Origin of the sequence: Streptomyces sp. NPDC052016 (assembly GCF_044548445.1) — a bacterium.
Classification (GTDB): domain Bacteria; phylum Actinomycetota; class Actinomycetes; order Streptomycetales; family Streptomycetaceae; genus Streptomyces.
Genome location: NZ_JBIUBX010000008.1, coordinates 222,880 through 245,883, shown reverse-complemented (window position 1 = coordinate 245,883; position 23,004 = coordinate 222,880). Strand labels below are relative to the sequence as shown.

Here is a 23,004-nt window from a genome sequence, read left to right as displayed (position 1 = left end):
GGGAGACCGATAAGAGGGTTGTTTTCCGTGTCCGCGGTGACGCTGGATCCCCAATCCGAGCGAACTTGGGAAAAAGGGGCAGCGATCGCAGCGCTGATCGTGTAAAGCCCGAGTTCCGACGGGGTTACCGGCGGTTGGCCCTCCGGAGCCCGGTGACTGTTTCCGCGCCGCGGATGGGCGTTCGCTCTTCGGCCGAATAGGTTGACCGGGTAAACAAGCCGAAGGGGTGCCGGGGCGCGCGCCCCGGCGCGGGAACACGGGATGGGGGGCGGACATGTCGATGCCGAAGGGATCCAACGCTCCGGTGCCGACGGCGGCACTGCGGGTGGAGGTCGGCTGGCGTTCCGGGCCGGGCGTGCCCGACGCGGACGCGTCGGCGCTGCTGCTGGTCGGCGGAAAGGTCCGGTCCGACGCCGACTTCGTCTTCTACAACCAGCCGACGCACACCTCGGGCGCGGTCCGCCACGAGGGCAAACGGGACGCGGGGGGCCGGGTGACCGACACCCTTCTCGTCGACCTCGCGCGCGTGGAGCCCGCGATCGAGACCGTCGTCCTGGCCGCCTCGGCCGACGGCGGCGCGTTCGGACAGGTGCCCGACCTCTACGTCGAGGTGCGGGACGCCGCGCAGAACGGTGTCGTGGCCCGGTTCGACAGCACCGGCGCGACCGTCGAGACGGCGTTCGTGCTGGGCGAGTTCTACCGCCGCCAGGGCGCGTGGAAGTTCCGTGCTGTCGGCCAGGGCTACGGCAGCGGCCTCGAGGGACTCGCCACGGACTTCGGCATCACCGTCGACGAGCCGCAGCACACGGCGCCCCAGGTGACCGCTCCGGCCCTGCCGCCCCCTCCGACGCTGCCCGCCACCGTCCCCCCGCCGGTCCACCGCACCCCGCCTCCGCCGCCGGCCCCGCCCACCGCACCGGTCAGCCTGAGCAAGGTGACACTCACCAAGGCCGCGCCGACGGTCTCGCTGACCAAACAGGGCGGCACCTCGGGCGTGATGCGCGTGAACCTCAACTGGGAGATGCGCAAGCAGTTCTCGGGGTGGGGCAGCAAGCGCGGTCGAGCGATCGCGCTGCACAACGACCTCGACCTCGACCTGTGCGCGCTGTTCGAACTGGCCGACGGCCGCAAGGGAGTCGTCCAGTCCCTGGGCAACGCCTTCGGCGCCCTGCACCAGCCGCCGTACATCCACCTCGACGGGGACGACCGCACCGGGGCCGTGGCCCGCGGTGAGAACCTCACCGTCAACCTGGACCACAGGAACGACTTCCGGCGCATCCTCGTCTTCGTGACCATCTACGAGGGCGCCCGTTCCTTCGCCGACCTGCACGCCACGGTGACGCTGCAGCCCCAGTTCGGCGCCCCGATCGACTTCTCCCTGGACGAGTGCACCGTTCCCTCGACGGTGTGCGCGCTGGCGCTGATCACCAACCACGGCGGCGACCTCGTCGTCCAGCGAGAGGCCCGCTACCTGGTGCCCGAGCGCGGGGTGAGCCCCCAGCGGACCGTCGACCACGCCTACGGCTGGGGCATGAACTGGACGCCCGGCCGCAAGTAGGCCGCCTCCGGGCGTGATCAGCCCTCGTCGGCCACCGCGTCCGGACGCGTGTAGGTGCGGCCCTTCCAGGCCGCACCTCGCCCCCGGTAGTGCTGCACCGCGGAATCCACCGTCATCAGCAGATAGAGGAACGCGGTGAACGGCAGGAGCGGAGCGAGCCACAGCGGCTGGCGGTAGTAACGGAGCATCGGGACGTACGTCCCCGTCATCACCAGCCACGCGGCGCCGCCGGGCACCACCACGGCCGTGTCGCCCAGAGCGAGCCCGGCGAGGAGGGCGAGGGGCGGCACCAGGTACACCAGGGCCAGGCCCAGCACCGTGCCCGCCAGCACGAAAGGACTGTGCCGCAGTTGCGCGTAGGCGCTGCGCGAGACCATCCGCCACAGGTCGCGCAGCCGTGGGTAGGGCCGGACGCTGTCCACGCGGTCGGCCAGCCCCAGCCAGACGTGACCGCCGCTCGCCTTCACGGCCCGCGCGAGCGCCACGTCGTCGATGACCGCCTGGCGGATCGCGTCCGGGATCCGGGCCCGCTCGGCAGCCGCCGTACGCAGCAGCACACAGCCGCCGGCCGCGGCCGCCGTCCGCGCTCCGCGCCGGGCGATGCGGCGGAAGGGGTACAACTGCGCGAAGAAATAGACGAAGGCCGGCACGACCAGTCGCTCCCACAGGCTCTCCGCCCGCAGCCGCGCCATCTGGGAGACGACGTCGAAGCCCCCGGAGAGGGCCGCCGCGACCAGTTCGCGGAGGCTGTCGGGCGCGTGCGCGATGTCGGCGTCCGTCAGGAGGAGGTACTCGGGGTCACGCGCGCGTGCCAGGCCGATGCCGTGCCGTACCGCCCAGAGCTTCCCGGTCCAGCCCGTCGGCGGTTCGCCCGGCGAGCCGACGGTCAGGGGCAGTCCGCCGTGCCGCCGCGCGAGCCCCCGGGCCAGTTCCCCGGTGCCGTCGGTGCTGCCGTCGTCGACGAGGAAGATCTCCGCCCGACCCGGATACTCCTGGGCCAGCAGCGACGGCAGACTCGCCGGCAGCACCGCCGCCTCGTCGCGCGCGGGGACGACGACACAGACCGACGGCCACTCCCCGGGCTCCCGGCGCGACGGCAGCCGGACGTCCGTGCGCCAGAAGAAGCCCTGACAGAGCAGCAGCCACAGCCAGGCGGCCAGGGATACGGCGGCGGTCCACACAACGGCGCTCACCCGCGCAGTCTGCCCCACCGGACCGGGCGGCAAGGTCACATCGTCTATGGTTGCCGGGTGAAGATCGCGCTCATGGACTCCGGAATCGGGCTGCTGGCGGCCACCGCCGCGGTGCGGCGCCTGCGACCCGACGCCGATCTCGTGCTGTCCCTCGACCCCGACGGCATGCCCTGGGGGCCGCGTACCCCCGAGGACCTCACCGCGCGCGCGGTGGCCGTCGCCGAGGCCGCCGCCGCCCACCGTCCCGACGCCCTGATCGTCGGCTGCAACACGGCGACCGTGCACGCCCTGCCCGCCCTGCGCGCCCGCCTCGAACCGGACATCCCGGTGATCGGCACCGTCCCCGCGATCAAGCCGGCCGCGGCCGGTGGCGGCCCCGTCGCGATCTGGGCCACGCCCGCCACCACCGGCAGCCCCTACCAGCAGAACCTCATCGCTGACTTCGCCGACGGCGTCACCGTAGCCGAGGTGCCCTGCTGGGGCCTGGCCGAGGCCGTCGAACGGGCGGACGAGGCGGCGATCGACGCCGCCGTCGCCGCGGCCGCCGCGCTGACCCCCGACGAGGTGACGACCGTCGTCCTGGGCTGCACCCATTACGAACTCGTCGCCGAACGCATCCGCGCCGCCGTCCAGCGCCCCGGCCGCCCCCCGCTCGTTCTGCACGGCTCGGCAGGCGCGGTGGCCGCGCAGGCGCTGCGCCGCATCGGCGCCCGCCCGCAGCCCGAGGCGTCGGCCGACGGCACCGTGACGGTGCTGCTCAGCGGCCGGGAAGGCGAGCTTCCGGCACCCGCGCTCGCCTACGCGGAAGGCCGGCTCCTCCAGGCGGTCAGCCCCGCCCAGTGACCGGCGGTCGCCGACACGGCGCCGCAGTTCCTCCGTCGTCCAGCCGGCGGAGTCACCCTGTGCGACCCGGTACCGGCGGACCGAAACCTGAGTAATCTCGACACTATGAGGGACCACCGCCCCAGCGCCGAGAACACCCCCGATCCCGACGTCTGGCACGGACGCGCCACCAACCGCTTCCAGTGGGTTTTCGCGCTCATCGGCGCCGCCTGCATGGCGCTCGGCATCGAACTGGCGGTCGACTCGGCGTGGACGTCCGGTGTCGCGCCGCTGGTCATGTCCGTCGTCGGCTGCATCGCCGCCGGTCTGCTGGTCCTCTTCGGCACCCTCGCCTTCGTCCACGTCGACCTCAAGCTCGACAGGGAGTGCCTCGAGATCCGCTGCGGGCACATCGGCCTGCCGCGCCGCCGTATCCCGCTGGCCCATGTCGCCGGAGCCGACTTCGAGCCGCACGTCACCCCGCGCCACTGGGGCGGCTGGGGCTACCGATGGCGACCGGAGATGGGCACCGCCGTCGTCGTACGGCGGGGCGAGGGCGTGGTGCTGCGCTTCTGGGACGGCCGCACACTCACGATCACCGTGGACGACGCGGAGTCCGCCGTACAGGTCATCAGGGACCGGCTGCGGCAGGGCACGCCCGGCGCGGCGCACTGACCTCAGACGGCCGGTCGGTCCCCGCGCGGGCGCGGATCCCTCTCCCACCTCGCCGGCGCCTCGGCCGACGTCGGCACGGTCGTGAGCGGACGGGCCGTGGCGAGGCCGGCCAGCAGGCCCGCGCCGACCGACACCGTGGTGAAGCTCAGAGCGTTGCCGACCGCGGCGACGGCGGCCAGGGCCGTGAGCGTGGCCCCCGCCGTCAGCACGACCGGCGTCGGCCGCGCGGCGCGCCACAGGGCGAACAGCACCCAGCAGAAGACCGCCGCGAGGAGCAGCACACCGACGACTCCCTGCTCCGCGGCCATCTGGAACGGCGCGGAGTGCGGCTTGCCGTCGGACAGCGTCGACCGCGCGGCCGTCGCGCTGAGCCCCCCGAAGCGCCCCGGGCCCACTCCGACGCCGGGGTCCTCGCGCGCCAGGCGCAGCGCGTCGCGCCACAGGCCGACCCGGTGGGGGGTGAGCCGGTCCTCCAGGGAGGCGGCGAGTCCACCGGGCAGCGCGTTCCCGGCGACCGCCCAGGTCAGCCCCGTCACCGCGGCCGCCGTCAGGGTGAACAGCGCGAGGCCCGGCCCTCGACGGCGTACCCGACCGGCGGCCAGGGAGCACAGCAGCACTCCACAGCAGGTGACCGCCGCCGTGGTCGAGCCCAGCGCGGCCCCGGTCACCGCGACACCACCGGCCAGACCCCGCAGGGCGAGCCGCAGCGAGGGCACGGGCGTGGCCGCGGCGGCGCAGCACGCGGCGCCGGCCGACAGCGTGAGCACCGCGGCCGTGGCACCCGCACGGCCCAAGGGAGCGGCGATCTCGGGCCCCGGGGAGAGCCGGGGCAGGGCCACCGCAAGCGCGAGACCGGCCAGGGCCGCCGCACAGGGCGCGGCCACGGGCAGGAGCACCCCGGAGACCCGCCCGGCCGCGTACCCGGCGGCGACGGCCAGAACCGCCAGCAGGACGCCTTCGGGCCGCCCGCCGTGCACGGCCGCGGTGATCACGGACCAGGTGGCGCAGGCGCCGAGCACCATCACACCGGCCGCGTCCGAAACGTTTCGTCTCCCCTCGTCCGCGCCCTGACCGGCTGCGGACGTCATCCCCGTGGACCCCACCCCGTCCCCCCGAATCCGGTGGCCCCCGACCGTGACCTGCCCCGGCCGCCCCGCGCGACAGGAGTTCTGGCACACCGTAACGGCTGATGGGTGGTTTGTGGATGAGTCGCACCAGGATGCGCGGGGATGCCGGACAAGGACAGCCCCCGGACCGTGCTGTCAGCCCAAAGCTCACCCGCCGTACACTCCCGGAGTGACCGTCACCGCAACCACCGTGGGCCGGCAGGACCAGATGGAGCCCTCGGCCGCGCCCTCGCGCGGTGCCCGGCTCCTGCGCCTCGTCCCGGCCGCCGCCGCGGCACTCTCCGGAGTCCTGCTCTACGTCAGCTTCCCCCCGCGCACCCTGTGGTGGCTGGCCCTGCCGGCCTTCGCCGGCCTCGGCTGGGTACTCCGCGGCCGCGGTTGGAAGGCGGCCTTCGGCCTCGGTTACCTCTTCGGCCTCGGCTTCCTGCTGCCCCTGCTGGTGTGGACCGGCGTCGAGGTCGGCCCCGGCCCCTGGCTCGCCCTGGTGGCCATCGAGGCGGTCTTCGTCGCCCTGGTCGGCGTCGGCGTGGCGGCGGTGTCGAAGCTGCCGGCCTGGCCGGTGTGGGCGGCCGCGCTGTGGATCGCCGGCGAGGCGGCACGCGCGCGTGTGCCCTTCCGCGGCTTCCCCTGGGGCAAAATCGCCTTCGGGCAGGCGGACGGTGTCTTCCTGCCGCTCGCCGCGGTGGGCGGCACGCCCGTGCTCGGCTTCGCGGTCGTCCTGTGCGGTTTCGGCCTCTACGAGGTCGTCCGTGTGGCCCTGGACTGGCGGCGCACCCGCGAGGTCCGGCGCACGGCCGCCGCCGTGGCCCTGCTCAGCCTGGCCGCCCCGGTCCTGGCGGCCGTGGCCGCCCGCCCCCTGGTGAGCGACAAGGCCGAGGACGGCACCGCGACGGTCGCCGTCATCCAGGGCAACGTCCCCCGCCTCGGTCTGGAGTTCAACGCCCAGCGCCGCGCCGTGCTCGACTACCACGCGCGCGAGACGGAGCGGCTGGCCGCCGAGATCAAGGCCGGCAAGGTGCCCCGGCCCGACTTCGTGCTGTGGCCCGAGAACTCCTCCGACATCGACCCCTTCGCCAACGCCGACGCCGCCGCGGTCATCGAGAAGGCCGCCAAGGCCGTCGACGCGCCCATCTCGGTCGGCGGAGTCGTCGAGCGCGACGGCAGGCTCTACAACGAGCAGATCCTGTGGGACCCCGCCAAGGGCCCGACCCAGACCTACGACAAGCGGCAGGTCCAGCCGTTCGGCGAGTATCTCCCGCTGCGCTCGTTCATCGGGGCCATCAACGAGACCTGGACCTCGATGGTCCACCAGGACTTCAGCCGGGGCAGCGAACCCGGCGTCTTCGACCTCGACGGCACCGAGGTCGGCCTCGCCACCTGCTACGAGGCCGCCTTCGACTGGGCCGTGCGCGACACCGTCACCCACGGCGCCCAGATGATCTCCGTGCCCAGCAACAACGCCACCTTCGACCGCAGCGAGATGACCTACCAGCAGCTCGCCATGTCGCGCGTACGCGCCGTCGAGCACAGCCGGACCGTCACCGTGCCCGTGACCAGCGGCGTCAGCGCGATCATCCTCCCGGACGGGACGATCACCCAGAAGACCGGCATGTTCGTCGCGGACTCCCTGGTCCAGGAGGTGCCGCTGCGCTCCTCGCAGACGCCCGCGACACGCCTCGGGATCCTCCCCGAGATCGCCCTGCTGCTCGTCGCCGCCGGCGGTGTGGGCTGGGCGATCGGCGCGGGCATGCGCGGGCGGCGGGGCTGAGGCCCCGCCCTCCGGGCGGACGACGCGACGTCGCGGACACCCCCCCGGCCGTACGAGGGGGCCTGCCGAGCTAGGGCGGCGTCCGTCCGGTCGTACGCCTCCTACGCCTCGCACGCTTCGTGCGCCCCGTGGCGCGCCTCCGGGCGAGGGGGCGGCGCGGTTAGGGTCGGGGAATGGCGACTCCCGACTTCATCCGCGAGATCCGGGCCTCCGCGGGCCACCACCTCCTCTGGCTCCCCGGCGTCAGCGCCGTCGTCTTCGACGACGAGGGCAGGGTGCTGCTCTGCCAGCGCTCGGACAACCACCAGTGGACCGTGATCACGGCCATCCCGGATCCGGGTGAGCAGCCCGCCGACTGTGCCGTGCGGGAGGTGTACGAGGAGGCCGGCGTGCACTGTGTGCCCGAGCGGGTCGTCCTGGTGCGCTCCGGGAGGGAGGTCGAGTACCCGAACGGCGACCGGTGCCAGTTCATGGACATCACCTTCCGCTGCCGGGCCGTCGGCGGCGAGGCACGGGTCAACGACGACGAGTCCCTCGAGGTGGGCTGGTTCGCCTTGGACGCGCTGCCCGTCATGCACGAACGGCAGCTCTTCCGCATCAAGCAGGCCCTCTCCGACGAACCCACGTGGTTCGAAACCACGAGTTCGGAATGAAGTGTGGGGTGTGACCACATGGGGCGGCGGTCGGATGCTGCCTAGGGTCGCATCATGACCACGCCCCCCGCCGTCCCTGGTCCCCACGCCCCCTCGCTCGACCTCGGCGGTCGCACCGCACTCGTCACCGGCGCCGCCGGCGGCATCGGCCGCGCCTGCGCGCTGCGGCTGGCGGCCGCCGGCGCGAAGGTGCGGGCGGTCGACCGGGACGCCCCCGGCCTGGAGACGCTCGCCGAGAACGCCGCCGGACTGCCGGGCGCCGTCGAGCCGCACGTCCTGGACCTGACCGACCTGGACGCCGCCGAACTCGCCGCCGCGGGCACCGACGTGCTCGTCAACAACGCCGGGCTGCAACTCGTGCGCCCGCTCGAGGAGTTTCCGCCCGACGTCTTCCACACGGTGCTCACCGTGATGCTCGAGGCGCCGTTCCGGCTCATCCGAGGCGCCCTGCCCCACATGTACGGGCAGGGCTGGGGCCGCATCGTCAACATCTCCTCGGTGCACGGACTGCGCGCCTCCGCCTACAAGTCGGCGTACGTGGCCGCCAAACACGGGCTGGAGGGCCTGTCCAAGACCGCCGCCCTCGAAGGCGCCCCCCACGGCGTGACCTCCAACTGTGTGAACCCCGCCTATGTGCGCACCCCCCTGGTGGAGAAGCAGCTCGCCGACCAGGCGCGGGCGCACGACCTGCCCGAGGAACGCGTGCTGGCCGAGGTCCTCCTGCGGGACAGCGCCGTCAAGAGGCTGATCGAACCGGAGGAGGTCGCCGAGGCCGTCGCCTATCTGTGCGGCCCGCAGGCGTCCTTCGTGACCGGCACCTCGCTCGTCCTGGACGGCGGCTGGACCGCGCACTGAGCGACCCGGCGCCCGGCGGATCCGGAGTTTTCCACAGGGCTGACGGGCCCGCCCGGTCATGAGGAATCCTGTGAGCATGTCCCGCGATCACGTGGAGCCGGTCGAGCGCTCCGTCAGCGATGCCTCGGCGCCCGCGGGCGCCGAGGCGGCCCCGGGCGCGCCCGACCGCGCCGAGGCGCCGTTCCTCGAGTTGCTCGCCCGGGGCGCGGCCGCCGAGGCGTACGAGCGGCCGGTACTGCTCGCGCGCGCCGAGGGGCGGCCCGCCGAGCGGATCGCGGCACTCGAACACGCCAAACTGCTCGCGCTGCGCGTGCGCGCCGAGCTGGAGGGCCGCCGCCGACGGGAGGCCGAGTTGTCGGCGCTCTTCGAGACCGCCCACGACCTGGCGGGACTGCGCGACGTCGACGCCGTCCTGCAGGCGATCGTCCAGCGGGCCCGCTCGCTGCTCGGCACGGACGTCGCCTACCTCAGCCTCAACGACCCGGTCCGGGGCGACACCTACATGCGGGTCACCGAGGGCTCGGTCGCCGCCCGCTTCCAGCAGTTGCGCCTCGGGATGGGGGAGGGCCTCGGCGGCCTGGTCGCCCAGACCGCCCGCCCGTACGTCACCGACGACTACTTCCGCGACGAACGCTTCCGGCACACCGCGACCATCGACGCGGGCGTGCGCGACGAGGGCCTCGTGGCCATCCTCGGCGTACCGCTGACGCTGGGGGCCAACGTCATCGGGGTTCTGTTCGCCGCCGACCGGCGCGCCCGCGTCTTCGAGCGGGAGCAGATCGCCCTGCTCGGTTCCTTCGCAGCGCTGGCCGCCGCCGCCATCGACACCGCCAACCTGCTCACCGAGACCCGCTCGGCCCTGGCCGACCTCGAACACGCCAACGAGATCATCCGCGACCGCAGCGGGGTCATCGAACGCGCCTCGGACGTCCACGACCGGCTCGCCGAACTCGTCCTGCGCGGAGGCGGGGTGCACGACGTGGCGGCCGCGGTCTCCCAGGTCCTCGACGGCACGGTCGAGTTCCGGGAGGCCGTCGCCGCGCCGGCCGGCGCCCTGGAGGCGTCCCGTGCCGAGGGACACGCCGTGCGGCACCAGGACGACTGGATCGCCGCCGTGGCCGCGGGCGGCGAACTGCTCGGCGCCCTCGTCCTGCGGGGCCACCCCGGCCTCGACCCGGTCGACCAGCGCACCCTGGAACGGGCCGCGATGGTCACCTCCCTGCTGCTGCTCGCCCGGCGTTCCGCGGCGGAGGCCGAACAGCGCGTCCGCGGCGAGCTCCTGGACGACCTCCTCGACGCCCGCGACCGCGACCCGCGCCTGCTGCGCGAGCGCGCCTCCCGGCTCAACGCCGACCTCGACGCCACCCATGTCGTCCTCGCCGCGCGCCTGGACTCCGCCGCGGCCGACGCCGACCAGGAGGCGGCCGCCCGCCGCCGCCTGTGGTCCGCCGCCTCCCACCTCGCCGCCACCCGGCACGGCCTCGCCGCCGCCCGAGACGGCGGAACCGTCCTGCTGCTGCCGCTCGAGCCCGGCGACACCGCGACGGAGGTGGCCCGCCGGACCGCCCGCCACCTGGGCACCGCCGTCCACGAGGCCGTCACCGTCGGCGCCTCCGCACCTGTCCGCGACCTCGCCTCCCGCCCGGACGTCGTGGTCGCCGCCTACGAGGAGGGCCGCCGCTGCCTGGACGCCCTGCGGCTGATGGGCCGCTCCGGTGACGGAGCCGCCGCCGAGGACTTCGGCTTCCTCGGGCTGCTGCTGGCCGGCGACCGGGACGTGGCCGGCTTCGTCGACCGCACCATCGGCCAGGTCGTCGCCTACGACGAACGGCGCGGCACCGACCTGGTGCACACCCTCGACGCCTACTTCGCCTGCGGCATGAGCCCGGCCCGCACCAAGGACGAACTCCACGTCCACGTCAACACGGTGGCCCAGCGCCTGGAGCGCGTCGGCCGCCTGCTGGGCGACGACTGGCAGACCCCCGCCCGCGCGCTGGAGATCCAACTCGCCCTGAGACTCCACCGCCTGGCGTCCCCGATACCGCACTGACCCCCGTACGCGAGTGGCGCGTACGGGGGGCCGGCGGGGCGGGTGCGGATCAGACGGCGCGCGCGTCCGCCGCAGGGGCCGTCGCCTGCTCCGCGTCGGCGGAGGGCTCGATCGCGTTCAGGTCGCGGTGGCGGGTCTCCTTGGCCACGCCCACGGCGACGACCGTCAGCAGGGCCGCGGCGATCACGTACAGCGCGATCGGGGTGGAACTGTCGTAGTCGGCCAGCAGCGCGGTGGCGATGAGCGGCGCCGGCGCGCCCGCCGCGACGGAGGCGAACTGGGCGCCGATGGAGGCGCCGGAGTACCGCATCCGGGTCGCGAACATCTCCGAGAAGAAGGCGGCCTGCGGCGCGTACATCGCCCCGTGCAGCACCAGGCCGACGGTCACGGCGAGGACGAGACTGCCGAAGCCGCCCGTGTCGACGAGCGCGAAGAAGGGGAACATCCACAGTCCGACGCCCACGGCGCCCATCAGGTACACGGGGCGCCGCCCGATCCGGTCCGACAGCGCACCCCAGGCCGGGATGACCGCGAAGTGCACGGCGGAGGCGATGAGCACGGCGTTGAGAGCGGTCTGCTTGGAGACGCCGGCCGAGGTCGTCGCGTACACGAGGATGAACGCGGTGATGACGTAGTACGAGATGTTCTCCGCCATGCGCGCGCCCATCGCCACCAGTACGTCACGCCAGTGGTGGCGCAGCACGGCCACCAGCGGCAGCTTCTCGGCAGCGGCCGCCTGGGTCGCCTTGCGGGTCTCGGCCTGGGCCAGCGCCTGCTGGAAGACGGGCGATTCATCGACAGAGAGACGAATCCACATGCCGACGATCACCAGTACACCGGAGAGCAGGAACGGGATCCGCCACCCCCAGCTGACGAAGGCGGCGTCCGACAGCACGGCGGTGAGGAAGGACAGCACGCCGGTCGCGAGCAGTTGCCCCGCCGGCGCCCCGGTCTGCGGCCACGAGGCCCAGAAGCCGCGCCGCCCGGCGTCCCCGTGCTCGGACACCAGCAGCACGGCCCCGCCCCACTCGCCACCGAGCGCGAAGCCCTGCACCAGTCGCAGCACGGTCAGCAGCACCGGCGCGGCGGTCCCGATGGTCGCGTGCGTGGGCAGCAGCCCGATGGCGAAGGTCGCCCCGCCCATCAGCAGCAGGCTGAGCACCAGCAGCTTCTTCCGCCCCAGCCGGTCTCCGTAGTGTCCGAAGACCAGCGCACCGAGCGGTCGCGCGGCGAACCCGACGGCGTACGTCAGGAAGGACAGCAGCGTGCCGACGAGCGGGTCGGAGTCCGGGAAGAACAGCTCGTTGAAGACGAGCGCGGCGGCGGAGCCGTAGAGGAAGAAGTCGTACCACTCGATGGTGGTGCCGATGAGGCTGGCGGCGACGATGCGCTTGAGGTTGGCGGGTGGTGGGGGAGCGGTGGTTCCGGAGGCCATGTGCGCCACTTCCTCGTGTGCGGTGGGGACGGGTACGTGTCGGCACACGGTAGGAAGATGCAGGTCAGGCGCACATGTGGTGGGGCAACATAGTTCGAGTATTGGCTATGCGTGCGTCCACCATGCCGGCTCACGGAAGGGCGGTTCAGGGGCTCAAAGATGGTCGAAACGAGTGCTGTCCGGGACGCGCAGTTCGGGGTGATTTGACGGTGCGGTGCTGACTCCCGTGCTGGTTTGGTGCTGACTAAAAGGCCCACGTCATCACCCGTGCTCACCCCTCCCGTGCTGACTTGGTGCTGACTACGCTCCGTTGAACTCGGACATCTTGGGGCCGATCGGCTCAGGGCCGTTGCGTGGTGGGCGACCTGAACGAGTCGACCCGGCTTTGCCGCTCGGCTCTGCGGGCAAAGACAAGGCGTTGCGCCTGCGCGTGGTACGCGTTCGGCCCAGCAGAGTCTTCGTAACCCGGGCTGGCGATGATTGACGACTGGGCTCGCGGTGTCAGGCATTGTCTCTGACGGACTCGAGCCCGCGACGGTCGGCTCGACGACACGGCTGATGTCGGGCATACCGAGGTGGACGGTGGGACGGCGGTCGAGCTGGGCGAGTTTCTCCTCTGCTCCAGCGAGGCTGACCTGGAGTCCTTCGACTTCGCCAAGCCACCCTTCGCGCTTGGCCTCGGCGATGCGGGCGATGAGGTTGTCGCGGATGTCGAGGAGCCGTGCCCGTTGGGCCGGATCCGGTCGAAGGAGTGAGCATCTGACACAAGCGTGCTCATGGACGCACGGGGTTCCGAAGGCGCGTGCGCAGGTGCCGCTGGACACCTTTCGTTTCTCGAAGTGGGCGAGGAAAGCGTCCCATTCCTCTTCTGTCGGGGTTCGGTACTCCTCGCTGGGGCGAGCGGCTCGTCGGCGGGTGATGAACGCCCGGTGGGCCTCGATCGTCTCGGCGGGGTAGACCGCTTTGTATCCCGATGATGGCGTCGGTGACGAAGATCCTGCGGGGGAACGGCCTGCCGCCGCATATCGCCCAAGTGATCTGTGGGCACAGGCACAGGCACATCGACACGGCGTGGTGGCGTGCGGCTTGTGTGCGGACACATGGGACTCCTTGAGATGGAGTGGTGAGTTCTTTCGAAGCGCTTCGATACACGTCAGAGCCCGAAGAGATAAACACCGTCGCATCAAGCAGGGCACGAGGAGAGCTCCGCCAGGTACCCATGAGGAATCTTGGAAGCGACCCTTGTGCGCCCATGGGTGTTCACTTAACCTCACAGCACATCGAAGCGCTTCGACTGCTTATCTCGCCGCAGTGACGGGATGTCTGCTTTCAGCTCAGCCAGTTCCAGTTACGACACCGCAGCCGACGGCCACCGCCGGGTGTCGAGCTGCGCCATGAAGGGTTGACGCAATGACGCCGAACGCCACCTCCACCTCCTCAGGACCCAGCCGGAGAAGCTTCCTCGCCTCCACGGCGGTCGCCACCGCAGCAGTGGCCGGTGGGATGCCGCTGCTCACCGGCTGTGGCGGGTCGGACAGCGGGTCGCGGGAGGGCACCACCTCGGGCAAGGACGCGGACAAGCTGCTTCCGACGCACGTCGCCAGCACGTTCGCCAGGCCGGACGTTCCGTCGAAGAACGGCTCGGCGGCCGGTTACACCGGCAAGGTCGACCTCGCGGCCCTCGCCACCTCGGTCCCGGACAAGCTCGGCACCGGCGCTCCCCTCAAGATCATGTCCCCGCTCTGGGGCACCCCGCCGAAGCCCGACTGCCCGTACTACAAGGCACTCGACGCGGCGGCGGGCACCAAGATCACCTGGCAGAACCAGGACGGCTACACCTACGGTGAGAAGCTCGGTGCCGTCCTCGCCTCCAGCTCCATACCCGACATGGTGGTCGTGCCGAGCTGGGAACTGGTCGGCAAGATCGCGAACGCGGTCACCGCGAAGTTCATGGACCTCGGCCCCTATCTGGCGGGCGACAAGGTCAAGAAGTACCCGAACCTGGCCGCGATCCCCTCCGACTCCTGGCGCATGAGCATCTTCGGCGGCGCCCTGCGCGGCATCCCGATACCCGGCGCCGCCGCGCCCGGCATCGTGCCCTACTACCGCAAGGACATCTTCGACAAGGAGGGCTACGCCGTCCCCAAGTCGGCCGACGAGTTCCTCAGCTGGGCCAAGGAGGCCACCAGCGCCAAGGCCAAGGTATGGGCCTGTGGTGACATGAGGTGGTCGTCGGCAGGCTTCTTCAGTGTCCGGCCTGCCGGGTCGCTCGGCTGGAACATCGAGGACGACGGCAAGGTGACGTACCGCATCGAGCATCCTGAGTACCTCGAATCCCTGGAGTGGGTCCGCAAGCTGTTCGCCGCGGGTGTGGTCCATCCCGACGACAAGGCAAACACGGGCGACCAAACCCAGCGGTTCACCGCCGGGCAGATCCTGGTCTTCAACGGCGACATGTCCGCCTGGTACGGCAAGACCGCCGAACAGGCCCAGTCCAACCCGGAGTTCCGGATCGAGGGCATGGACTACTTCGGCGCCGACGGCGGCAAACCGACGCTGTACGCCGGCCAGCCCGCCGGCACCTGGTCGATGATCCGCAAGGGCGCCTCGAAGGAGACGATCGAGAACGCGCTGGCCGCCGCCAACTTCGCGGCAGCGCCCTACGGCACCAAGGAGCGGATGTTCGTCGAATACGGCGTCGAGGGCACCCACTACACGGTCAACAGCGGCGTCCCGGTCAAGAACGATCGAGGTATCCAGGAGGTGAACAACGCCTGGGGGATGCTGGCGGCCCCGGCCCCCTACCTCGCCCACCCCGACTTCCCCGACATCGCCCGCAAGCAGGTCGAGTGGCAGCAGCGGCAGGGTGCCCTCCTCAAGAAGACGTCCACCTACGGCATGAACATCGTCGAGCCGAGCCGCTACGCCACCCTCTCCAGCCAGTTCGAGCAGCTGGAGATCGACTTCGTGCGCGGCAACAAGAAGCTGTCCGACGTGCAGCAGGCCATCTCCACCTGGAAGTCCTCCGGCGGCGACAAGCTGCGCGACTGGTACAAGCAGCTCCTCGACAAGAACGGCAGTGGCAACTGATGTCCCTCACGGCCGGGAGCAGGCCGGACGGGGCCCGTCCCCCCGCGGCCGTCGAGGAACCGACGGCCGCGGTAGCCGCGGCGACCGTGAAGGACCGGATGCCGCGCAAGGCGGGCAAGGCCGGCAGGGCGGGCAAGGTTCCCTTCCGGATCCGGCTGCGCCGCGACCGCACGCTCATCCTGATGACGCTGCCCGTCACCTTCCTGCTCCTGCTCTTCAACTACGTCCCGCTGCTCGGCAACGTCGTCGCCTTCCAGGACTACGACCCGTACGTCTCCAGCAACGGCATCACGGCGATCTTCCACAGCCCCTGGGTCGGCGTGGAGCAGTTCTCGCGGATGCTCGACGACCCGCTGTTCTGGAGCGCCACCGAGAACACCATCGTGCTGTTCCTGCTCCAGCTGGTGCTGTTCTTCCCGGTCCCCATCGCCCTCGCGCTGGTCATCAACAGCGTGATCCGGCCCCGGGTGCGGGCCGTGGCGCAGGCGATCATGTATCTGCCGCACTTCTTCTCGTGGGTCCTCGTGGTCACCGTGTTCCAGCAGATCCTCGGCGGCGCGGGCATCATCGCGCAGACCCTGGAGAAGCACGGGTGGAGCGGCTTCGACCTGATGACCGACGCAGGTCTCTTCAAGTATCTGGTCATCGCGCAGGCCGTGTGGAAGGACGCCGGCTGGGGGATCATCGTCTTCCTCGCCGCCCTGTCCGCCGTCAGCACCGACCTGTACGAGGCCGCCGCCATGGACGGCGCGGGGCGCTGGCGCCGTATGTGGCACGTCACGCTTCCCGCTCTGCGCCCGGTGATCGCGCTGCTGCTGGTGCTGCGGGTGGGTGACGCGCTGAGTGTGGGATTCGAGCAGTTCCTGCTCCAGCGGTACGCGGTCGGCGCGGGGGCCAGCGAGGTCCTCGACACCTACGTGTGGAACATAGGCATCCAGAACGGCGACTTCAGCTACGCGGCCGCGGTCGGCCTCGTCAAGGGAGTCATCGGAGTGTGTCTCGTCCTGGGCGCGAACAAGGTCGCGCACCTGCTCGGCGAGCAGGGGGTGTACAAGAAGTGAGCCTCAACACGCAGCTCATCCGCAGCCTGAAGGCTCCCGCCCGCCCCGTGTGGGAGGAGCCGCCCAGCAAGGTCGGACTCACCGCCAAGGGCGCGTTCCTGGCGCTCTGCTGCCTGGGGGTGCTCGGTCCGCTGTGGATCGTGATCGTCACCAGCCTCTCTCCCAAGCCCGTGATCGACCGGGTCGGCGGCCTCGTCGTGATTCCCCAGGGCATCACCTTCGTCAACTACACGGAACTGCTCAGCGGCGGCCAGGTCAGCCGGGCGATCATGGTCTCGGTCGGCGTGACGCTCGTCGGCACGTTGTTCTCTATGACGGTGTCGGTGCTCGCGGCCTACGGCCTGTCCCGGCCCGGCAGTCTGGGCCACCGGTTCTTCCTGATGGTCATGATGGCGACCATGTTCTTCGGGGCCGGTCTCATCCCGACGTACCTTCTGGTGCAGTCGCTGGGTCTCACCGACACCTACCTGTCCCTGATCCTGCCGAGCGCGGTCAGCGTCTTCAACATCCTCGTCCTGCGGGCCTTCTTCATGGGGATCTCCCCCGAACTCACGGAGTCCGCCCGCATCGACGGGGCCGGTGACCTGCGCATCCTGCTGACCATCATCCTGCCGCTGTCGCGTGCCGTGCTGGCCGTCATCTCGCTGTTCTACGCAGTCGGCTACTGGAGCGCCTGGTTCAACGCCTCCATCTACCTCACCGACCAGCAGATGATGCCGCTGCAGAACGTGCTCATCCAGCTGGTCCAGAAGAACACCGAGGCCCCGACGGGCCTCCAGCAGGCGGTCCGCACCGGCGAACTCTCCGCGCTGGGGCTGCAGATGGCCGTCATGGTCCTCGCACTGATCCCCGTCGCGGTCGCTTCCCCGTTCGTCCAGCGCCATTTCAAGAAGGGCATGCTCACGGGGGCCATCAAGGGCTGACGCCCTCGACCCGCCCTGTGCCCTCCAGGACGTCACTTTCTCCTTTTCCTTGCACAAGATGAGGTATGTCATGCACACGTTCCATTTCAGCAGAAAAGCCGTGCTCGCCGGGACCGCCGCCACCGCCGCGGTCGCCACCCTGCCTGTCCTCCAGGGGCAGGCGCAGGCAGCCGACAGCGGCACCGAGACCGCCGCCCCCGCCTACCGCTGGCGCAACGCCGTCCAGGGCGGCACGGGATTCATCAGCGGCGTCCTCTTCCATCCTTCCTGCCGCGGCCTGGCCTACGCCCGCACCGACATCGGCGGCGCCTACCGCTGGGACGACCGGACCGACCGCTGGATCCCGCTGATCGATCACCTCGGCTGGGACGACTGGAACCTGCTGGGCGTCGAGGCCATGGCCGTCGACCCGGCCCACCCGAACCGGGTGTACCTGGCCCTCGGCGCGTACACACAGTCCTGGGCCGGCAACGGGGCCGTACTGCGTTCCGAGAACCGCGGGGCCACCTGGAAGCGCACCGACCTCACCGTGAAGCTCGGCGCCAACGAGGACGGCCGAGGCACGGGGGAGCGGCTGCTCGTCGACCCGCGCGACAGCGACACCCTGTGGCTGGGCACCCGGCACGACGGGCTGCTCAAGTCGACCGACCGCGGCGCCACATGGCAGCCCGCGGACTTCCCGGCCACCCCGAGCGCCACCGGCCAGGGCATCACCCTCCTCGTCGCCGCGGGCCGGACGATCTACGCCGGCTGGGGAGACTCCGACGGCACCGCCGACCAGCCGAACCTGTACCGCACCTCCGACGGCAAGACCTGGAAGCCCGTCCCCGGGCAGCCCACCGGCACCGCCGCCAAGGTGCCGATCCGCGCCGCGTACGACCGCCACACGCGCGAGCTGTATGTGACGTATGCCAACGCCCCCGGCCCCAACGGCCAGTCCGACGGCAGTGTCCACAAGCTGCGCACCATCAACGGGAAGTGGACCGAGGCCACGCCCGTGAAGCCGGGCGGAACCGCGACGGACGGGTCGACCGACTCCTTCGGCTACGGCGGTGTCGCCGTCGACGCCCGCCGCCCCGGCACGCTCGTCGTCTCCACCAACAACCGCTGGGCCGAGATCGACACCGTCTTCCGCTCCACGAACGGCGGCCGCACCTGGACGTCCCTGAAGGACACGGCCGTCCTCGACGTCTCCGAGACCCCCTACCTCAAGTGGGGCCAGGACAAGCCCAAGTTCGGCTGGTGGATCCAGGCCCTCGCCCTCGACCCGTACGACTCCCAGCACGTCGTCTACGGCACCGGCGCGACCCTCTACGGCACCCGGGACCTGAAGAACTGGGCCCCGCAGATCCGCGGCCTGGAGGAGGCGTCCATCCGCCAGCTGGTCTCGCCGCCGACAGGTGAGGCACACCTGCTCAGCGGGTCGGGGGACATCGGCGTGATGTACCACGAGCGGCTCACGGCGTCGCCGTCGCGCGGCATGGCGTCGAACCCGGTGTTCGGCACGTCGACCGGCCTCTCGCTGGCCGCGGCCAAGCCGTCGTACGTGGTCCGGGCGGGCTGGGGCAACGACGGCAACGGCGCCTACTCGAACGACGGCGGCAAGACCTGGGCACCCTTCGAGACACAGCCCGCCGTCGCCAAGGACGCGCCCGGGCCGATCGCCACCAGCGTCGACGGCAGCGTGCTGCTGTGGTCCTTCGGCACGGCGAACCCCGGATACCGCTCGGCCGACAACGGCGCCACCTGGTCCGAGGTCACCTCCTTCCCGAAGGGCGCCGCCCCGGTCGCGGACCCCGTCGACCCGACCCGCTTCTACGCCTTCGACACCACGACCGGCACGGTGTTCGCCAGCACCGACGGCGGCCTGACCTTCACCGCGGGGGCCACCGGCCTGGCCACGGGCGACGCCGAGTTCCAGTTGAAGGCCGCCCCGGGCCGCACCGGCGACCTGTGACTCAGCCTCAAGGGGAACGGGCTGTACCGCTCCACCGACTCAGGTGCGATCTTCACCAAGGTCAGCAACTGCCAGGCCTCGCACACCCTGGGCTTCGGCAAGGCCGCCGGCGGCGCTTCCTACCCGGCGATCTACATGGTCGGCGCCATCGAGACCTTCAACGCCGTCTACCGCTCCGACGACGAGGCGAAGACCTGGGTGCGGATCAACGACGACCAGCACCAGTGGGGCTGGACCGGAGCCGCCATCACCGGCGACCCGCGTGTGTACGGCCGGGTCTACCTCTCCACCAACGGACGCGGCGTGCAGTACGGGGAGCCCGCCTGATGCCCGACCTGAGTGATGCGACGGGTGCCGCCTCCTCTTGGGCGGCGACTGCCACCCCGAGCAGCGGTCCGACCTGGGCGCCCGGCGGAGGCAGGGCGGTCCTGAGGCCGACTCGCGCCGTCCGAATCGAATGCTCGGTGCCACCGTCGGCCTCGCCTCCGCCCCCGCCTTCGCCGCCGTCTGGAACTCCTGCGACCGGTGGGGCAGCACCAGCCTCGACGGTTACAAGCTCTACAACAACATCTGGGGCTCCGGCGCGGGCGGCCAGTGCACCTGGGCCAACTCCGGGACCAACTGGGGTGTGTGGGCCGACCACCCCAACACCGGCGGCATCAAGTCCTACCCCGACTCGACGAAGACGATCAACAAGACGATCGACTCCCTCGGCCGGCTCACCAGCAACTACAACGTCAGCGTCCCGTCGTCCGGCGCGTACAACACGGCGTACGACATCTGGGACACCGACCACGACCCTCCAGTGGATCGCCTACACCAAGGGCTGGATGCCCGGCAACGAGACCATCGGCGACGTCCAGTTCGGCTATGAGATCACCTCGTCGTCCGGCGGACTCAACTTCAACACCCACAGCCTGACCATCAACCGAGGTTGATCCGGCCACAGGGCCGAGGTCGGTCCGCGTCCTTCTCAGGCGCGGTCGGCGCGGTGTTCTCGGCCGTGGTCAGGTAGTTGGAGACGTTGAGCGAGAAACCGTGGGCCTGCCGGAGGCCGGCTTCGTGAAGGCGCCGGGCCATGGTCGCCGCGCTCGCCCAGGCCGGGTTGCCGGCGTCGAGGTAGACCCAGGTGTTGGGGGCCTGACGGTTGAATTCGGCGAGCGCGCCGGTGAGCATGCCCCTGCGTTCGTCGATCTGGGCCTGGGTCATGCAGCCGTAGTCCCCGAGGGAGTCCGGTTCGAGGACGACGACGGCCGGGCGGCCGGCGATCCCGCCCGCGAACTGGGCGATCCAGTTCGCGTAGGCGGACGGCGAGGAGGCTCCGCCCGCGGAGTGCCCGCCGCAGTAGTCGCGGTTGTAGATGTTGTAGGCGACCAGGACGGGCAGCTTGTCCCGGGCGTCCGCGGCGCCCACGTACGCGCCGGTGGCGGTGCCGATGGTGCCGCTCCAGGAGCCGAACCAGCGGGCCGTCGGAGTATTGGCGATGGAGGCGTTGATCGCGGGTGTCCGGCCGTCACCGGGGTTGGCGGCGACCCATCGCTTCGCGCTGGAGTCGGGGTCCACGTAGAACCCGTTGGTCATGGTCGTCGGGTCGGCCGCGTGGGCGGGCGGGGCGGCGGCGAGCGCCAGCGGCAGCGAGGAGAGTGCTGCCAAAAGGGAGAGAAGTCTGCGGCGCATGACATTGACCTCGGCTTTCTGGCAGGGATGCGTGCGAAGGTGGGCGGTGAGCGTGGGGAGCGCTCCCTCGGGAGGCGCGCCCACGGCACGATCGGTCGATTGATGTGTCCATGACATCAACTGCCCTGCTCGGTTCGTGCGGAGTGGCTGCTCGGTATGTGCGATGTCGCGCATGGATCGGCCTGTCGAGCACCCTGGATGATAGGAGGCCGGCCAACCGTGTCCATACCCCTCGCATGAATCGTTGGATGTCTCGAAACATTCGAAGCAGTTAGTTGTCTGAAAGATATGGATATGCCGACTTTCGCAGGTCTTCGCAGCCGCATCGCGAGGGCGAGTCGGTAGTAGGTATTGACAAGCCCGAGGGCCTCTCTAGTATCCGTGAAGCCTCTAGTTTCCGAATGGATCACGAAATTTCGAACCGCTCTTCTTTCTTCAGGTATGTCATGGACGTGACATTGATCCTTCTCGTCGCCCGCCCATGGCGCCCTTCCGTCAAAGGAGACCCTTGGTGCCCAGACGCTCAGGCGGACGACTGCTCCGCATCCTCGCGGCCACCGTGCTGACGGTCACCGCGTCCGTGACGGCCTCCTCGCACTCCACCGCCTCGGCCGCGCCGGGCAGCCCGGCGCTCACCCCGCCGCTCGGCTGGAACAGCTGGAACAGCTTCGGGTGCGGGATCACCGAGGCCCAGGTGCGCCAGGCCGCCGACGCCATGGTGTCCTCGGGCATGCGTGACGCCGGCTACCAGTACGTGGTGGTCGACGACTGCTGGTTCGACCCGCAGCGCGATGCGGCAGGCAACCTGCGGGCCAACCCGGCCAAGTTCCCGAGCGGGATGAAGGCGCTCGGGGACTACATCCACAGCAAGGGCCTGAAGTTCGGCATCTACCAGGCACCGGGCGAACGCACCTGCGCGCAGGCCGTGGGGACCTACCCGGGAGCCACGGGCAGCAAGGGCCACGAGGCCCAGGACGCCGCCATGTTCGCCTCGTGGGGCGTCGACTACCTCAAGTACGACTGGTGTTCCCCCAGTGGCACCCGCGACGAGCAGATCGCGCGGTTCACACTCATGCGCGACGCCCTGCGCGCCACCGGGCGGCCGATCGTCTACAGCATCAACCCCAACAGCCTGCACGCCCCCACCGGCGCCACATACAACTGGGGCGAGGTCGCCGACCTGTGGCGGACGACCGAGGACCTGCTCGACATCTGGCAGAACGGCAACACCAACAGCTACCCGATGGGTGTCGGCAACGTCCTGGACGTCACCGCGCCGCTGGCGGCGCAGTCGGGCCCGGGGCACTGGAACGACCCGGACATGCTGGTCGTCGGCCGTCCCGGCCTGTCATTGACCGAATCCCGTTCCCACTTCGCCCTGTGGGCGCTGCTGGGCGCTCCACTCATGGCCGGCAACGACATCCGCACCATGTCCGCCGACGTGAGCGCCATTCTGCGCAACCCGCGCCTGCTGGCGGTGAACCAGGATCCGCTGGGCGCGGGCGGACGCAGGGTGCGCGACGACGGCAGCACCGAGGTGTTCGCCAAGCCCCTGTCCGACGGCTCGGTCGCGGTGGGCCTGTTCAACCGGGGAGACAGCACGGCAACGGTCACCACCACACCCGCGCAAGCCGGCCTGTCCGGCGGGCCGTTCACCCTCACCGACCTGTGGACCGGCGGCACGTCCAGTACTTCGGGGCAGATCTCGGCGAGCGTCCCCGCGCACGGTGTGGCCGTGTTCCGGGTGAGCGGGGGCAGCCCGTTGGCCGCGACCACCGCACGCCTGCGCGGTACCGGATCCGGCCGCTGCATGGACGTGGACAACGCCTCCACCGCCGTCGGCGCCACGGTGCTGCTCTGGGACTGCCACACGGCCGCCAACCAGCTGTGGACCACGTGGGCCGGCGGTGAGATCCGCGTCTACGGCGACAAGTGCCTGGACGCCTCCAACCAGGGCACCACCAACGGCACCCGGGTGATCACCTGGCCCTGCAACGGCCAGAACAACCAGAAGTGGACCGTCGGCTCCGACGGATCGATCCGCAACGTCCACGCCGGGCTGTGCCTCGACGTCAACGGGGCCGGCACCGCGGGCGGGACCCCGCTGGTCCTGTGGAGCTGCAACGGCCAGAACAACCAGAAGTGGAGCCGCACGTGACG

At 71.0% G+C, this 23,004-nt stretch carries 15 protein-coding genes and 3 pseudogenes; 14 read left to right on the top strand and 4 right to left on the bottom strand.

Features of this window, described 5'->3' with window-relative positions; genetic code table 11:
• Positions 1-280 precede the first annotated feature (280 nt).
• The gene (locus ACIHAR_RS12970; RefSeq protein WP_400019164.1) at positions 281-1,558 is read left to right on the top strand and encodes a TerD family protein; all 1,278 of its coding nucleotides are present in this window, start codon (positions 281-283) and stop codon (positions 1,556-1,558) included.
• Positions 1,559-1,575: 17 nt separating this feature from the next.
• Here the strand turns inward: ACIHAR_RS12970 and ACIHAR_RS12965 are convergent, their stop codons facing one another.
• Positions 1,576-2,769 (bottom strand): glycosyltransferase, encoded by a 1,194-nt coding sequence (locus ACIHAR_RS12965; protein WP_400019162.1) that lies wholly within the window; start codon positions 2,767-2,769, stop codon positions 1,576-1,578.
• Between the two features lie 39 nt (positions 2,770-2,808).
• On the opposite strand from ACIHAR_RS12965, the gene ACIHAR_RS12960 reads away from it, so the two are divergent.
• Together ACIHAR_RS12960 and ACIHAR_RS12955 are read left to right on the top strand one after the other, a co-directional pair.
• Positions 2,809-3,594, top strand: a complete 786-nt coding sequence (locus ACIHAR_RS12960; RefSeq protein WP_365466830.1) for an aspartate/glutamate racemase family protein — start codon at positions 2,809-2,811, stop codon at positions 3,592-3,594.
• Positions 3,595-3,699: 105 nt separating this feature from the next.
• Entirely contained in the window at positions 3,700-4,248 is a 549-nt protein-coding gene (locus ACIHAR_RS12955) for a hypothetical protein (protein ID WP_365466832.1), read from the top strand.
• Between the two features lie 2 nt (positions 4,249-4,250).
• Here the strand turns inward: ACIHAR_RS12955 and ACIHAR_RS12950 are convergent, their stop codons facing one another.
• Positions 4,251-5,336, bottom strand: a complete 1,086-nt coding sequence (locus ACIHAR_RS12950; RefSeq protein ID WP_400019124.1) for an O-antigen ligase family protein — start codon at positions 5,334-5,336, stop codon at positions 4,251-4,253.
• A gap of 208 nt (positions 5,337-5,544) precedes the next feature.
• Here ACIHAR_RS12950 and lnt point away from each other — a divergent pair, with 208 nt between their 5' ends.
• From lnt to ACIHAR_RS12930, 4 genes are all read left to right on the top strand, one after another.
• Positions 5,545-7,143: an apolipoprotein N-acyltransferase gene (gene lnt, locus ACIHAR_RS12945; RefSeq protein WP_400019121.1), complete on the top strand. Its 1,599-nt coding sequence runs from the start codon at positions 5,545-5,547 to the stop codon at positions 7,141-7,143.
• A gap of 173 nt (positions 7,144-7,316) precedes the next feature.
• Complete coding sequence (locus ACIHAR_RS12940; RefSeq protein ID WP_365466838.1) at positions 7,317-7,796, top strand: NUDIX domain-containing protein; 480 nt, start codon at positions 7,317-7,319, stop codon at positions 7,794-7,796.
• Positions 7,797-7,850: 54 nt separating this feature from the next.
• Positions 7,851-8,651 carry a 3-hydroxybutyrate dehydrogenase gene (locus tag ACIHAR_RS12935; protein ID WP_365466840.1) on the top strand — a complete coding sequence of 267 codons (801 nt, stop codon included), beginning with the start codon at positions 7,851-7,853 and terminating at the stop codon, positions 8,649-8,651.
• Positions 8,652-8,727: 76 nt separating this feature from the next.
• On the top strand, positions 8,728-10,701 hold the full coding sequence (locus ACIHAR_RS12930; RefSeq protein WP_365466842.1) for a GAF domain-containing protein: 1,974 nt from the start codon (positions 8,728-8,730) through the stop codon (positions 10,699-10,701).
• 49 nt (positions 10,702-10,750) lie between these two features.
• Here ACIHAR_RS12930 and ACIHAR_RS12925 read toward each other — a convergent pair whose 3' ends face one another.
• Positions 10,751-12,136: an MFS transporter gene (locus ACIHAR_RS12925; protein ID WP_400019118.1), complete on the bottom strand. Its 1,386-nt coding sequence runs from the start codon at positions 12,134-12,136 to the stop codon at positions 10,751-10,753.
• 575 nt (positions 12,137-12,711) lie between these two features.
• Between ACIHAR_RS12925 and ACIHAR_RS12920 the strand changes: the two genes are divergently transcribed.
• The 6 genes and pseudogenes from ACIHAR_RS12920 to ACIHAR_RS12895 all read left to right on the top strand — a co-directional run bounded on the left by ACIHAR_RS12920 (position 12,712) and on the right by ACIHAR_RS12895 (position 20,105).
• A complete protein-coding gene (locus ACIHAR_RS12920; protein WP_400019116.1) occupies positions 12,712-12,891 on the top strand; it encodes a hypothetical protein in 180 nt (59 codons plus the stop codon).
• Between the two features lie 655 nt (positions 12,892-13,546).
• Positions 13,547-15,226 (top strand): extracellular solute-binding protein, encoded by a 1,680-nt coding sequence (locus ACIHAR_RS12915; RefSeq protein WP_400019114.1) that lies wholly within the window; start codon positions 13,547-13,549, stop codon positions 15,224-15,226.
• Positions 15,226-16,287: an ABC transporter permease gene (locus ACIHAR_RS12910; protein WP_400019112.1), complete on the top strand. Its 1,062-nt coding sequence runs from the start codon at positions 15,226-15,228 to the stop codon at positions 16,285-16,287. Before ACIHAR_RS12915 ends, ACIHAR_RS12910 begins: the two co-directional genes overlap by 1 nt.
• Positions 16,284-17,210, top strand: a complete 927-nt coding sequence (locus ACIHAR_RS12905) for a carbohydrate ABC transporter permease (protein WP_365466854.1) — start codon at positions 16,284-16,286, stop codon at positions 17,208-17,210. The genes ACIHAR_RS12910 and ACIHAR_RS12905 overlap by 4 nt, the downstream gene beginning before the upstream one ends.
• Before the next feature lie 70 nt (positions 17,211-17,280).
• A pseudogene (locus tag ACIHAR_RS12900) lies at positions 17,281-19,494 on the top strand (1,4-beta-glucanase).
• Between the two features lie 130 nt (positions 19,495-19,624).
• Positions 19,625-20,105: pseudogene (locus tag ACIHAR_RS12895) on the top strand (hypothetical protein).
• Positions 20,106-20,154: 49 nt separating this feature from the next.
• On the opposite strand, the pseudogene ACIHAR_RS12890 reads toward ACIHAR_RS12895, so the two are convergent.
• Positions 20,155-20,844 (bottom strand): annotated as a pseudogene (locus ACIHAR_RS12890) (glycoside hydrolase family 6 protein); the annotation flags it as partial.
• A 511-nt stretch (positions 20,845-21,355) separates the two neighbouring features.
• On the opposite strand from ACIHAR_RS12890, the gene ACIHAR_RS12885 reads away from it, so the two are divergent.
• Positions 21,356-23,002 (top strand): glycoside hydrolase family 27 protein, encoded by a 1,647-nt coding sequence (locus tag ACIHAR_RS12885; RefSeq protein ID WP_400019110.1) that lies wholly within the window; start codon positions 21,356-21,358, stop codon positions 23,000-23,002.
• Positions 23,003-23,004 lie beyond the last annotated feature (2 nt).

Coding starts and splice junctions, on each gene's coding strand:
- ACIHAR_RS12910 (WP_400019112.1), top strand. CDS start 15,226: ATGTCCCTCACGGCCGGGAGCAGGCCGGACGGGGCCCGTCCCCCCGCG.
- ACIHAR_RS12915 (WP_400019114.1), top strand. CDS start 13,547: ATGACGCCGAACGCCACCTCCACCTCCTCAGGACCCAGCCGGAGAAGC.
- ACIHAR_RS12940 (WP_365466838.1), top strand. CDS start 7,317: ATGGCGACTCCCGACTTCATCCGCGAGATCCGGGCCTCCGCGGGCCAC.
- ACIHAR_RS12925 (WP_400019118.1), bottom strand. CDS start 12,136: ATGGCCTCCGGAACCACCGCTCCCCCACCACCCGCCAACCTCAAGCGC.
- ACIHAR_RS12930 (WP_365466842.1), top strand. CDS start 8,728: ATGTCCCGCGATCACGTGGAGCCGGTCGAGCGCTCCGTCAGCGATGCC.
- ACIHAR_RS12955 (WP_365466832.1), top strand. CDS start 3,700: ATGAGGGACCACCGCCCCAGCGCCGAGAACACCCCCGATCCCGACGTC.
- ACIHAR_RS12950 (WP_400019124.1), bottom strand. CDS start 5,336: ATGACGTCCGCAGCCGGTCAGGGCGCGGACGAGGGGAGACGAAACGTT.
- ACIHAR_RS12935 (WP_365466840.1), top strand. CDS start 7,851: ATGACCACGCCCCCCGCCGTCCCTGGTCCCCACGCCCCCTCGCTCGAC.
- ACIHAR_RS12970 (WP_400019164.1), top strand. CDS start 281: ATGCCGAAGGGATCCAACGCTCCGGTGCCGACGGCGGCACTGCGGGTG.